The organism is Streptomyces sp. NPDC015139 (genome assembly GCF_043079785.1).
In the GTDB taxonomy this organism is placed as follows: Bacteria; Actinomycetota; Actinomycetes; order Streptomycetales; family Streptomycetaceae; genus Streptomyces; species Streptomyces albidocamelliae.
Genome location: NZ_JBIBUW010000002.1, coordinates 100131 through 111922 on the forward strand (window position 1 = coordinate 100131; position 11792 = coordinate 111922).

Below are 11792 nucleotides of genomic sequence, written 5' to 3' on the forward strand. Positions count from 1 at the left end.
AGGCCGAGCGCAGCGGCTACGCGTCGTAGTCGCGGTCGAAGCGGTCGTCCATCTCCCGCTCCGTCTCGTCGGTGTCGCGCATGTTCTGGCGACCACGCTCGGACTGCGGCTGCTGGCCACCGCGCTGCGGCTGGTGCTGGCCGCCACGCTCACCGCGCTGGGGCTGCTGGCCACCGCGCTGCGGCTGCTGCGTGCCACGCTCGGCACGCTCGCGGCCCTGGCCCGCCTTGTCCTTGGCCTGGTTCTGCCACTCGTTGGCCTTGTCCTGCATCTGGTCCTTCATACCCATGTGGGTTCACTCCTGTGGTGAGTGAGGGTGGGGAGTCGGCCCCTCGGTGGGGCCTCGACCAGATTCACACGGGCGAACACGCCCCGCATGTCGATCAGTTACGGTGCGTAGCACGGGCCGCCTCGTCGGCCTCCCCACCTGCGCCGACGAGTCCCGAGCGCATCCCCTGGAGCCGGGGGGCGAACCGCTTCATCTCGCGCTGGCCGACGGTCCCGATGAGCGCCGGCAGATAGCCGCGCACGCCCTGCATGCCCCGCAGCCACCACTGCCCGTACACGTGCGCCGAGCGCCGCTCGACACCCGCGACCAGCCGGTCCACGGCGGGGCCCAGCGGATAGGTCTTGTTCGACGGCCACGGCAGCCGCCGGCGCAGTTCCCGCATGACGTCGTCCTGGTCGGCGCCGCGCACCATGTCGGTGTCGGTCCAGGACAGGTAGCCGACCCCGACCCGCACGCCCTGGTGGCCGACCTCGGCGCGCAGGCTGTGCGCGTACGCCTCCACACCCGACTTCGACGCGCAGTACGCCGTCATCATCGGCGCCGGGGTGATCGCGGCGAGGGAGGCGATCTGGAGCAGGTAGCCGCGGCTCTCGACGAGCACCGGCAGGAACGCGCGGGCGGTCACCGCCGAACCGATCAGATTCACCTCGATCACGCGCCGCCACGCCTGCGGATCGGAGTCGACGAACGGACCGCCCGTCGCCACACCGGCGTTGGCGACCACGATGTCGACCTTCCCGAACCGCTCCTTCACCTCCCCCGCGACCCGGCTCATGGCCTCGTGGTCGGTGACGTCGGCGTACCAGTACGCGCTCTCGCTGTGCAGCCGTCCGGAGACCTCCTTGAGCGCCTCCTCCTCCAGCCCGACCAGTGCCACCTTCGCTCCGCGCGCGGAGAGCTTGCGTGCCAGCAGCTCTCCGACGCCGCGCGCCGCTCCGGTGACGACCGCGACCTGCCCCTCGAGGCTGACCCTGCTCATGCGCCCTCCTTGATCTGCTCAGGGGTGGAACCGTGTTCCGGGGCCGCCCCCTTGACGTACGTGGTGACGAGCTCCCGCATTCTGCCGCCGACCAGTTCGGGAGCCTCGATCGGAGTCATGTGGCCGACGCCGGGCAGATCGGTGAGACCGACGCAGTTCGGCAGCGCGGCGACCAGGGCGCGGGCGTGCACGGGAGGCGTGAGCCGGTCGGACGCGCCGTGCAGCACCGCGGTGGGCACGTGCAACTCCCGTACGCCGTGGTCGAGGTCGAGCGCCTCCAGGACGGCCGCCCAGGCGTGGCGCGCGGCCCGCGGGCAGGCGTGCACGATCCGCGCGCACGCCTCGACCATGTGCGGAGCCGAACCGGCGCCCATGGTCGCGTACTTGAGGATGCTCTTGGCGACCGGCGTGACCGGACCCAGCGGCGCGCGCGAACCGAGGACGCGCCCGGTCAGCCAGGTGCGGGCCCGCCCGGCGCGCCACGGCACCACGCGGGCCTCCGCGACCAGCCGCGAACTGCCGGTGCTGCACAGCAGGACGGCGGCGGCGTGCTCCCGGAAGCGGGGGCGCGTGGCGGCGGCCATGACGGTCATGCCGCCCATGGAATGGCCGGCGATCAACGCCTTCTGCCCGGGCGCGAGGGTCGCTTCGAGCACCGCTTCCAGGTCGTCGGCCAGCGCCTCGGTGGTGCAGGCGGAGCTCGCGGGACTGCGCCCGTGCCCCCGCTGGTCGTAGGTGATCACCCGGTGGTCGGCGCAGAGGTCCCGCACCTGCGCGGCCCAGAAGGCGGTGGAGCAGGTCCAGCCGTGCGCGAGGACGACCGCGGGGGCGTCGTCGGGTCCGTGCACCTCGACGTGCAGCCGCGCGCCGTCGGCGGAGACGACGGTGAGCGAACGGGAGGGGACGGGCGGGGCGTAGGGACCGGAGGTCACGTGGGCGAGGCGGCTCATGCGGCGCTCTCGCTCTTCTCCGTGGCGGCCCGCGCCGCCTTCACGGATGCCGGCCGCTGTTCCTCGTCCGCCCTCTGCCTCCCGGCGGGCCTCCGCTTCCCGGCGGGTGTGCGCAGGACCTCGTACTCGGCAAGGTCCACCCGCCGGGTCGCGCGCCGGAACTCGGTGGTCGTACCCGGCCAGATGGTGGTGTTGCGGCCGCTCGGGTCCAGGTACCAGCTCGTGCAGCCGCCGGTGTTCCACACGGTCCGCTTCATGCGCTCCTGGACCGTGTCGTTCCAGGCGTCGACGGCGGCGGGCCGCGCGTCGAGGGCGGTACGGCCGCCGAGCACGTCGAGCTGGCGCAGGTAGTCGGCCATGTAGTTCAGCTGGGACTCGATCATGAGGATCATGGAGGAGTTCCCGAGGCCGGTGTTGGGCCCGATGATCGTCATCCAGTTCGGGAAGCCCGCGGCCGAGGCTCCGCGCAGCGCCTGCATGCCGCCCTTCCAGGACTCGGCGAGCGTGACACCGTCCGCGCCGACCACCCGCTCGGCGATGGGCATGTCCGTGACGTGGAAGCCCGTACCGAAGACGATCGCGTCGACCTCGGTCTCGGTGCCGTCGGCCGCGACGACGGTGGAACCGCGGACCTCGGCGAGCCCGGACGCGACGACGTCCACGTTGGGCCGGGCGAGCGCCGGGTAGTACGTGTTGGACAGCAGGATGCGCTTGCAGCCGATGCGGTAGTCCGGGGTCAGCTTGGCGCGCAGGGCCGGGTCCTTGACGGCGCGGGCCATGTTCCGCTTGGCGAGGCGCTCGACGAGGCCGAGTTCCTCGGGGCGCTTGGTGAACGCCTGGACCTGCAGCTCCCTGACGCCCCACAACACCCCGCGGCGCAGCTGGGCGGTGAAGGGGACGACCCGGTGCAGCAGGCGCTCCGCGCCGGTGATGGGGCGGTCGAGGCGGGGCATCACCCAGGGCGGGGTGCGCTGGAAGAGGGTGAGCCGGCCGACCTGCGGCTGGATGGCGGGCACGATCTGGATCGCGGAGGCGCCGGTGCCCACCATGGCGACGCGCTTGCCGCGCAGGTCGTAGTCGTGGTCCCAGCGTGCGGAGTGGAAGACCTTGCCGGGGAAGGACTCAAGACCGGGGATGCCCGGGATCTTCGGGTCGGACAGCGGCCCGGTGGCGGAGACGACGACATCGGCGGTCAGGGTGCCGCGCGCGGTCTCGATCACCCAGCGCAGGTTCTCGGCGTCCCAGGTCATCAGCTCGACCTCGGAGCCGAGGCGCAGGTGCGGGCGCAGGCCGAAGAGGTCGGTGACGTGCTCCAGGTAGGCGCGGATGTGCCGCTGGCCGGAGAAGGTGCGCGGCCACTCCGGGTTGGGCGCGAACGAGAACGAGTACAGGTGGGAGGGCACGTCGCAGGCGCACCCGGGGTAGCTGTTGTCCCGCCAGGTGCCGCCGACCTCGTCGGCCCGCTCCAGGACGACGAAGTCGGTGATCCCCTCGCGGCGCAGCCGCACGGCGGCCCCCAGACCGCCGAAGCCGGACCCGATCACCGCCACCCGTACATGCTCGTGCTCGGTCATCCCGGAGCCTCCACGCGTCACCTTGGACTCTGCCAGTGAACACTGGCGCAATGGGACTGTAGAGCAGCTCCGTACCGAGCGGTAGGGGGCGCGGGAAGGAAAGTTACCGGCGGTACAACATAGGCTTCGGGGGTGGCAGGAGACGCAGAACACCCGGCGGCACACCCCCAGGACCGGCGCGAGTACCGCATGGAGGAACTGGCCCGCCTGGCCGGCATCACCGTACGCACGCTGCGCTTCTACCGGGAGCGCAAGCTGCTCCCGGCGCCCCGCCGCGAGGGGCGTATCGCCTGGTACGACGACCACCACCTGGCCCGTCTGCGCACCATCGCCGCCCTGCTGGAGCGCGGCCACACCCTGAACGGCATCGCGGAACTGGCCGAGGCCTTCGACCACGGCCGTGACGTCGCCGACCTCCTCGGCGTCGGCACCCCCACCGAGGAGGAACCGGTCCGCCTCACCCCCGAGGAACTCGCCGCCCGCTTCGAGGGCGAGGTCACCCCCGAGAACCTGGCCGCCGCCATGGACCTCGGCTATCTCGGCACCGACGGCGACGAGATCGTCCACATCAGCCGCCGGCTGCTGGACGTCTCCTCCGCGCTGGTCCGCGAGGGCATCCCGCTCGCCGACGTCCTCACGGCCGCCGCCCGCGTCCGCGAGCACGCCGACGCCCTGGCCGAACTCTTCGCCTCCCTGATCCTGCGCCACGCCCCCGAGGAGGACCTCCACCGGCTGCGTCCCCTGGCCGGCAGCGTGGTGGAGGCGGAACTCTCCCTGGCCCTCGACCGCCGCGTCACCAAGGGAACGGGCGGCGCCGCCTGAGGGCGCGGGCCGCCCCTACAGGTCGTAGACGACGGTCACGGGCGCATGGTCGGACCACCGCTCGGCGTGCGTGGCCGCCCGCTCGACGAAGCCCTTGACGGCCCTGCCGGCGAGCCGGGGCGTGGCCACGGCGAGATCGATGCGCCACCCCGTGTCGTTGTCGAAGGCCCGCCCGCGGTACGACCACCAGGTGTACGGCCCCTCGACATCGGGGTGCAGGGTGCGGACGACGTCGACGTAGCCGCCGTCCTCGGGGGCGAACACCTGGCCGAGCCAGGCCCGTTCCTCCGGCAGGAAGCCGGAGCTCTTGGTGTTGCCGCGCCAGTTCTTGAGGTCGGCCCGCTGGTGGGCGATGTTCCAGTCGCCGCAGACGACGACCTCGCGCCCGTCGGCGGCGGCCCGCTCGCGCAGATCCTTGAGGTACGCGAGGAACTCGTCCATGAAGCGGACCTTCTCGTCCTGCCGCTCGGTGCCGACCTCACCGGAGGGCAGATACAGGGAGGCGACCGTCACACCGGGCAGGTCGGCCTCGACGTAGCGCCCGCTGTCGTCGAACTCGGCCGAGCCGAACCCGATCCGCACCCGGTCCGGCTCGCGCCGCGTGTACAGGGAGACACCGGCACGGCCCTTGGCGGCGGCCGGGGCGTGGACGACGTGCCAGCCCTCGGGCCGCCCGACCCCGTCGGGGAGCTGGTGCTGCTCGGCGCGCACCTCCTGCAGGCAGACGACGTCCGCGGAGGTCTGGGCGAGCCACTCCACGAAACCCTTCTTGGCGGCGGCTCGCAGCCCGTTCACGTTCACCGAGGTCACAGTCAGCACCCGGGCACGATACCGGCACACTGGTCGGAGTCCGCACCGCCCGAGGCCACCGGCCACCTGCATAGAAGTACGATATCCCGCATGAATATTCGCCCCGTTCGCTTCGATCACCCCGACGCCGTCAAGCTCAACGACGAGGTCCAGGCCGAGTACCACGTGCGCTACGGCGACGGCGGCGACGCCACTCTCCTCGACCCCACGGACTTCGACCCGCCGCGGGGCGTCTATCTGATCGCGTACGACGAGTACGACCGCCCCGTGGCCACCGGCGGCTGGCGCAGCCAGGACACCAACGACGAGGGCAACGAGGACGGCGACGCCGAGCTCAAGCGGATGTTCGTGGTCGAGACGATGCGCGGCCGGGGCCTCGCCCGCCGCATGCTCGCGGCCCTGGAGGAGGACGCCCGCATGGCCGGCCGGGTCCGTATGGTCCTGGAGACCGGCAGCAAGCAGCCGGAGGCCCTCGCCCTGTACGCGTCCAGCGGGTACGAGCCGTGCGCCAAGTTCGGTTACTACCGCCACTACGACGAGAGCCGCTGCTTCGCGAAGACGCTCTGAGACGCTTTTCCTGTAACTCGGATCACAGGGGGCCCGCTTGGAGCCACGAGGCCTTCCGGCGGGCCCGCCCTCTGCCCCGTCCCGGCGTCCGACATAAACGATGGAGCCCCAGCCGAAGTGAATCGACTGGGGCTCCATGCTGCGTGGACCTGAGGGGATTTGAACCCCTGGCCCCCTCGATGCGAACGAGGTGCGCTACCGGACTGCGCCACAGGCCCTTGCAACGAGTGAAACTTTAGCATCCCGATCGGGCTGCCCGGAAATCCGCTCACGGACCGGTCGGAGCGGGAGTTTCCGCAGGGCTCACTCGTTGGCGGCACGCGGCCGGTCGCCGTCCTCGTACTGGTCGAAGAGCGGGGTGTGGCCGCGCTCGCGGGACCGGCGGGCGGAGGCCGCGCGACGCGCGTCGCTGCGACCGCCCGCGGGCTTGCCCGCGGACGCGGGCGCCGTCCCGTCCGCCGCCACCGCCTCCTGCGCCCGGCCCGTCTCCTGCTCCGGCAGGACGGGGCTGGAGCGCGCCGCGCTCCAGGTGTCGGGCGCGCCCAGGTCCACGTCGGAGGAGGCGCGCGGCGCGACGGGCGCGGTCACGTACGTCGGCAGCGGGACCGGCACCGGGTCCCAGCTGTCCCCCTGGCCCGGACGCCGCTCGCGCTCACGCTGCTGGTCGACCCACTCGGCGTGGTCGGTCTGCTCGACGAGGGCGCGCCGGTCAGCGGCGAGCGCGGAGAGACCGGTGTCCGTGTCGGTCGCCGGGGCCTCCTCCGGTTCGTCGGCGACGGGGGCGTCGAGCGGGGCACGCCGCCGCGGCTGCCGCTCCCGCTCGCGCAGCCGCTGGGCCGCCGCCTCGGCGCTGCGGCGGTCCATCTGGTAGGCGAACCGCCGGCGCTCCTGGGAGCGCAGGTAGGCGATGTAGGCGCTGAGCAGGACGGCGGGCGCGGCGGGCGCCCACAGGAAGGCGAGTCCGCCGACGGCTGCCACGATCGCGCCGAGGGTGAAGGCGAGGAAGAGCATCACGGTGGTGCGCCGTCGGCGGGCGAGCACCTTCGTGCGCTGAGCGCGTGCCGCCGCCGCCTGCGCCGAGGGGGTTTGCCGCGCGGTCGGCACCCGCTTCTGCGCGGGTACGGACGCGCCGACGTGCGCGGGTGCGCCCGTGGAGTGGTGCGCGGGCACGGAGGCGGACCTGGGTGCCGGTGCGTCGTCGGGGCGGGGGGCCGGCTGCGTGCCGGAGGGCGCCTCGGGCTCGGCCTCCCCACGGGCCTGACGGCGGATCGGAGGCACGGCGAAGGACCGGACGTCCACCGAGTCGGTGACCGCGTCCGGAACGCCGGCGTCGGGCTCCCCCTCCTCGGTGGAGCGCGCCCGCAGGTCCTTGGCGTATCGGCGCTCCATGCCCGCCCGTCCGGACAGCAGCCGGATGGCGGTGCTGAAGCGTTCCGTCGGACGGGCCTCGTTCAGCTCGTCCTGCCTACGGAGCCACATCGGCACCAAGTAGGCGGCCCAGGCCCCGACAATGACTGCGTAGATGAGGCCGCTGCTGCTCACTCTCACACCGTAGAGGGGTTTGCACGGGGGCATCGGCCAATTGGGCCGGTGTGTCGCACGATCCGGCTGATATTTCCAGCTTTTTTCGCGACCGATGCGATCAGCGGACCACCAACGTCCGGAATTCAATGCGCCGAGACGGTCAACTCCCGACCAATTTCGAACATGTATTCAATTTCGCGGACGGGCGGGATTCCCTGGTGTGTTCTACGGATTCCACGGCCGGCCGGGCGTGCCCGAGGTGTCCTGGGAACCCGCCGGGCCCGTACCGCCGGCCCGGCGGTCGGCGCGCTGCGCGTCCCGCGTGCGCTCCCGCCGCCAGCGTGCGAGCAGCCCTTCGGGCACCTCTTCCGCGGTGAGCGCGAAGACCATGTGGTCACGCCAGGCTCCGTCGATGTGCAGATAACGCGGCCGGATCCCTTCCTCGCGGAATCCGAGTTTCTCCACGACACGGCGGCTCGGCCGGTTCTCGGGGCGAATGCACACCTCGATGCGGTGCAGCCCGACGGCACGGAAACAGTGGTCCACCGCGAGCGCGACCGCCGTCGGCATCACGCCGCGTCCGGCCACCGCCTCGTCCACCCAGTAGCCGACGTGCCCCGAGCACATCGATCCCCAGGTGATCCCGGCGACCGTCAACTGGCCGACGAGCCGCCCCTGGTACTCGATGACGAAGGGCAGCATCCGGCCCGCGCCGGCCTCGGAGCGCAGGTGTCGGACCATCTGCCGGTAGGTGGGCCGGTGCGTGATCGGCCCGCTCGGCGTGGGCGGCGGGATGGTCGCCTCCCAGGGGCGCAGCCAGTCGCGGTTGCGCCGGTTCACCTCGCGCCAGGCCGCCTGGTCGCGCAGCTTTATGGGCCGGAGGACGACATCTCCGTCCACCAGCACCACGGGCCAGGACGGGCTGTTCAGCTCGCACCCCCGCTCTCGGGTCTGGGGTGGTCGCCGCCGCGGATCTGGTCGACCGCGTGCGCCAGCAGCGGTTCCAGCACCGCGAGGCCGTCCTTCACCCCGCCCGTGGAGCCCGGCAGGTTGACGATCAGGGTCCGCCCGGCGACACCGGCCAGGCCCCGGGACAGCGCCGCCGTCGGCACCTTCTCCCGGCCGAAGGCGCGGATCGCCTCCGCGATGCCCGGGACCTCGTATTCGATCACGGCACGGGTCGCCTCGGGCGTGCGGTCGGTCGGCGAGACGCCGGTGCCGCCGGTGGTGACGACGGCGTCGTACCCGGCGTCGACGGCCGCGCGCAGCGCCGCCTCGACGGGGTCGCCGTCGGGGACGATCTGCGGGCCCTCGACGGCGAAGCCGAGGCTCCGCAGGCCGTCGGCGACCAGCGGGCCGCCCCTGTCCTCGTAGACACCCGAGGCAGCCCGGTTGGAGGCGGTGATCACCAGAGCGCGCATGGTCATGCCCGGCTCCAGTCGCCCGACTTGCCGCCCGTCTTCTCCTCCACCCGCACGTCCGTGATGACCGCTCCCTTGTCGACCGCCTTGACCATGTCGATCACGGTGAGCGCGGCGACCGTCACGGCGGTGAGGGCCTCCATCTCGACGCCCGTCCGGTCCGTCGTCTTCACGGTGGCCTGGATCTCCACGGCGTCGTCCGCGACCGACAGATCCAGTTTCACACCGGACACCGACAACGGGTGGCACAGCGGGATCAGGTCGGGGGTGCGCTTGGCCCCCATGATGCCCGCGATCCGCGCGGTGGCGAGGGCGTCACCCTTGGGGACCCCCTCGCCGCGCAGCAGCTCGACCACCCGCGGTGAGACGAGGACCCGCCCGCTGGCCCGGGCCGTGCGCGCGGTCACGTCCTTCCCCGATACGTCGACCATGCGGGCCGCGCCCGCCTCGTCGATGTGCGTCAGCCGTTCCTGCGTACTCATGGTGTGGCGCTCCCGGTCCGGGCCCGTCGCAGTGCGGTGCACGGGCCTGTTGTGCGCGACACGGTACCCCCAAGGCGGGGCGCGCAGCGGACCAGGACCGGCCCGCGGGCGGCGCGGGCACCCTCAGCCGAGCAGCACGACCTCCACCTCGGCGCCGGGCTCGACGGATTCCGCGTCCTCGGGTACGACGATCAGCGCGTCGGCCTGCGCCAGCGCCGCGATCAGGTGGGAACCCGCACCGCCCACGGGAGTCACCTCGCCGTCGGTGTACGCGCCCCGCAGGAACTGGCGCCGGCCCTTGGGCGAGCGGAGCGCCTCGTCACCCTTCAGGACGGCCCGCGCGCGGGGCCGGTGGAGGTCCGTGAGGCCCATGAGGGCGCGGACGGCGGGGCGGACGAACAGCTCGAAGGAGACGTACGACGACACGGGGTTGCCGGGCAGGGCCAGCAGGGGCGTGTGGTCGGGGCCGATGGAGCCGAAGCCCTGGGGCTTGCCGGGCTGCATGGCCAGCTTGCGGAACTCGACACCGGCGCCGGCCACGTCCTCGTCGCCGACGGACTCCAGCGCCTCCTTGACGACGTCGTACGCGCCGACGCTGACCCCGCCGGTGGTGACCAGCAGGTCGGCGCGGATGAGCTGGTCCTCGATGGTGGAGCGGAGGGTCTCCGCGTCGTCGGCGACGGCGCCCACCCGGTAGGCGATCGCGCCGGCGTCGCGGGCGGCGGCGGTGAGGGCGAAGCTGTTGGAGTCGTAGATCCGGCCCGGGCCCAGCTGCTCGCCGGGCTGGACGAGTTCGCTGCCGGTGGAGAGCACGACCACGCGCGGGCGCGGGCGCACCCGTACCGTGCCGCGGCCGATCGCGGCCAGCAGCGCGATCTGCGGCGGGCCGAGGATCGTGCCGGCCTCCAGGGCGAGGTCTCCGGCGCGTACGTCGCTGCCCTTGTCCCGCACGTGCGCGCGTGCCTCGGCGGGGCGGTGCACGCGCACGTGCCCCGCGGCGCCCTCGGGGGCCAGGCTGCGTGCCCGCATGCCGCTGACGGGCCCCTCGCCGAGCCCGCCGTCGGTCCACTCGACGGGCACGACGGCCTCCGCCCCGGGTGGCAGCGGGGCGCCGGTCATGATGCGGGCGGCCTGGCCGGGGCCGACCCGCACCGGGTCGGCCGCGCCCGCCGCGACGTCCCCGACGACGTCCAGGACGGCCGGGAACTCCTCGCTCGCGCCCGCGACGTCCGCGACCCGCACCGCGTACCCGTCCATGGAGCTGTTGTCGAACGGCGGCAGTGACACCGGCACCGTGACGTCGTCGACCAGGACGCAGCCCTGGGCGTCGAGCAGTTGCAGCTCGATGGGTTCGAGGGGGCGGACCGTCGAGAGGATGTCCTCCAGGTGCTCGTCCACCGACCAGAGGTGGTCCGAGTCGGCGGAGCGGGTCGCGGCGCTGCTCAAGATTGCTGCATCTCCTCGGCTACGTAACTGCGGAGCCAGGTCCGGAAGTCCGGGCCCAGGTCTTCACGTTCGCACGCGAGTCTGACAATGGCACGCAGATAGTCGCCGCGGTCGCCGGTGTCGTAGCGGCGGCCCTTGAAGACGACGCCGTGCACCGGCCCGCCGACCTTCTCGTCCTGGGCGAGCTGCTGGAGGGCGTCGGTGAGCTGGATCTCGCCACCGCGGCCGGGCTCGGTCTTGCGGAGTATGTCGAAGATGTGCGGATCGAGGACGTACCGGCCGATGATCGCGTAGTTCGACGGGGCGTCCACCGGGTCCGGCTTCTCGACCAGTCCGGTCACCTTCACGACGTCCCCGTCGGCGGTGGCCTCCACGGCGGCGGAGCCGTACAGGTGGATCTGCTCGGGCGCGACCTCCATGAGGGCGATCACGCTGCCGCCGTGCCGTTCCTGGATCTCGATCATGCGCTGGAGCAGCGGGTCGCGCGGGTCGATCAGGTCGTCGCCGAGGAGGACCGCGAAGGGCTCGTGGCCGACGTGCGGGGCGGCGCACAGCACCGCGTGGCCGAGACCCCGGGGGTCGCCCTGGCGGACGTAGTGCATGGTGGCCAGGTCGCTGGACTCCTGCACCTTGGCGAGCCGTTCGGCGTCGCCCTTCTTCTCGAGCGCCGATTCGAGCTCGTAGTTGCGGTCGAAGTGGTCCTCGAGAGGACGCTTGTTGCGTCCGGTGATCATGAGCACGTCGTCGAGCCCCGCCGACACGGCCTCCTCGACCACGTACTGGATCGCCGGCTTGTCGACGACCGGCAGCATCTCCTTGGGAGTGGCCTTGGTGGCCGGCAGGAACCGGGTACCGAGGCCTGCCGCGGGAATGACAGCCTTGCTGATCCTGGGGTGCGACTGAGTCATGCCCGCAACCTTATCCGTTG

At 72.5% G+C, this 11792-nt stretch carries 13 protein-coding genes and 1 tRNA gene; 2 read left to right on the forward strand and 12 right to left on the reverse strand.

Going from position 1 to position 11792, the window contains the following annotated elements; genetic code table 11:
- Nucleotides 1–16 precede the first annotated feature (16 nt).
- The 4 genes from ACF08B_RS04910 to ACF08B_RS04925 form a co-directional block, all read right to left on the reverse strand.
- Nucleotides 17–289, reverse strand: a complete 273-nt coding sequence (locus ACF08B_RS04910) for a hypothetical protein (protein WP_392316109.1) — start codon at nt 287–289, stop codon at nt 17–19.
- Between the two features lie 94 nt (nt 290–383).
- Complete coding sequence (locus tag ACF08B_RS04915) at nt 384–1268, reverse strand: SDR family oxidoreductase (protein WP_392316110.1); 885 nt, start codon at nt 1266–1268, stop codon at nt 384–386.
- Nucleotides 1265–2218, reverse strand: coding sequence for an alpha/beta fold hydrolase (locus tag ACF08B_RS04920; RefSeq protein WP_392316111.1), 954 nt, complete (start codon nt 2216–2218; stop codon nt 1265–1267). The genes ACF08B_RS04915 and ACF08B_RS04920 overlap by 4 nt, the downstream gene beginning before the upstream one ends.
- Entirely contained in the window at nt 2215–3792 is a 1578-nt protein-coding gene (locus ACF08B_RS04925; protein WP_392316112.1) for a flavin-containing monooxygenase, read from the reverse strand. The genes ACF08B_RS04920 and ACF08B_RS04925 overlap by 4 nt, the downstream gene beginning before the upstream one ends.
- A gap of 189 nt (nt 3793–3981) precedes the next feature.
- On the opposite strand from ACF08B_RS04925, the gene ACF08B_RS04930 reads away from it, so the two are divergent.
- The gene (locus ACF08B_RS04930) at nt 3982–4614 is read left to right on the forward strand and encodes a MerR family transcriptional regulator (RefSeq protein WP_392316679.1); all 633 of its coding nucleotides are present in this window, start codon (nt 3982–3984) and stop codon (nt 4612–4614) included.
- 15 nt (nt 4615–4629) lie between these two features.
- On the opposite strand, the gene ACF08B_RS04935 is transcribed toward ACF08B_RS04930, so the two are convergent.
- Nucleotides 4630–5433 (reverse strand): exodeoxyribonuclease III, encoded by an 804-nt coding sequence (locus ACF08B_RS04935; protein WP_392316113.1) that lies wholly within the window; start codon nt 5431–5433, stop codon nt 4630–4632.
- Nucleotides 5434–5514: 81 nt separating this feature from the next.
- On the opposite strand from ACF08B_RS04935, the gene ACF08B_RS04940 reads away from it, so the two are divergent.
- Complete coding sequence (locus ACF08B_RS04940; protein ID WP_392316114.1) at nt 5515–5991, forward strand: GNAT family N-acetyltransferase; 477 nt, start codon at nt 5515–5517, stop codon at nt 5989–5991.
- A 144-nt stretch (nt 5992–6135) separates the two neighbouring features.
- Here the strand turns inward: ACF08B_RS04940 and ACF08B_RS04945 are convergent.
- From ACF08B_RS04945 to galU, 7 genes are all read right to left on the reverse strand, one after another.
- Nucleotides 6136–6209: transfer RNA gene (locus tag ACF08B_RS04945), tRNA-Ala, on the reverse strand.
- 85 nt (nt 6210–6294) lie between these two features.
- On the reverse strand, nt 6295–7533 hold the full coding sequence (gene glpR, locus ACF08B_RS04950; RefSeq protein ID WP_392316115.1) for a gephyrin-like molybdotransferase receptor GlpR: 1239 nt from the start codon (nt 7531–7533) through the stop codon (nt 6295–6297).
- 207 nt (nt 7534–7740) lie between these two features.
- Nucleotides 7741–8421 (reverse strand): GNAT family N-acetyltransferase, encoded by a 681-nt coding sequence (locus ACF08B_RS04955; RefSeq protein WP_392316116.1) that lies wholly within the window; start codon nt 8419–8421, stop codon nt 7741–7743.
- Between the two features lie 20 nt (nt 8422–8441).
- Nucleotides 8442–8942: a molybdenum cofactor biosynthesis protein B gene (locus tag ACF08B_RS04960; RefSeq protein WP_392316117.1), complete on the reverse strand. Its 501-nt coding sequence runs from the start codon at nt 8940–8942 to the stop codon at nt 8442–8444.
- Nucleotides 8939–9418, reverse strand: coding sequence for a cyclic pyranopterin monophosphate synthase MoaC (gene moaC, locus ACF08B_RS04965; RefSeq protein WP_073888465.1), 480 nt, complete (start codon nt 9416–9418; stop codon nt 8939–8941). The genes ACF08B_RS04960 and moaC overlap by 4 nt, the downstream gene beginning before the upstream one ends.
- 123 nt (nt 9419–9541) lie before the next feature.
- Nucleotides 9542–10864 (reverse strand): gephyrin-like molybdotransferase Glp, encoded by a 1323-nt coding sequence (gene glp / locus ACF08B_RS04970; protein ID WP_392316118.1) that lies wholly within the window; start codon nt 10862–10864, stop codon nt 9542–9544.
- Entirely contained in the window at nt 10861–11772 is a 912-nt protein-coding gene (gene galU / locus ACF08B_RS04975) for a UTP--glucose-1-phosphate uridylyltransferase GalU (protein ID WP_392316119.1), read from the reverse strand. Before galU ends, glp begins: the two co-directional genes overlap by 4 nt.
- Between the last annotated feature and the right edge of the window lie 20 nt (nt 11773–11792).

Bases quoted from the DNA above. Each gene is read 5' to 3' on its own strand.
- ACF08B_RS04925 (WP_392316112.1), bottom strand. From the start codon at position 3,792: ATGACCGAGCACGAGCATGTACGGGTGGCGGTGATCGGGTCCGGCTTC.
- moaC (WP_073888465.1), bottom strand. From the start codon at position 9,418: ATGAGTACGCAGGAACGGCTGACGCACATCGACGAGGCGGGCGCGGCC.
- galU (WP_392316119.1), bottom strand. From the start codon at position 11,772: ATGACTCAGTCGCACCCCAGGATCAGCAAGGCTGTCATTCCCGCGGCA.
- ACF08B_RS04910 (WP_392316109.1), bottom strand. From the start codon at position 289: ATGGGTATGAAGGACCAGATGCAGGACAAGGCCAACGAGTGGCAGAAC.
- ACF08B_RS04930 (WP_392316679.1), top strand. From the start codon at position 3,982: ATGGAGGAACTGGCCCGCCTGGCCGGCATCACCGTACGCACGCTGCGC.
- ACF08B_RS04960 (WP_392316117.1), bottom strand. From the start codon at position 8,942: ATGACCATGCGCGCTCTGGTGATCACCGCCTCCAACCGGGCTGCCTCG.
- ACF08B_RS04940 (WP_392316114.1), top strand. From the start codon at position 5,515: ATGAATATTCGCCCCGTTCGCTTCGATCACCCCGACGCCGTCAAGCTC.
- ACF08B_RS04920 (WP_392316111.1), bottom strand. From the start codon at position 2,218: ATGAGCCGCCTCGCCCACGTGACCTCCGGTCCCTACGCCCCGCCCGTC.
- ACF08B_RS04915 (WP_392316110.1), bottom strand. From the start codon at position 1,268: ATGAGCAGGGTCAGCCTCGAGGGGCAGGTCGCGGTCGTCACCGGAGCG.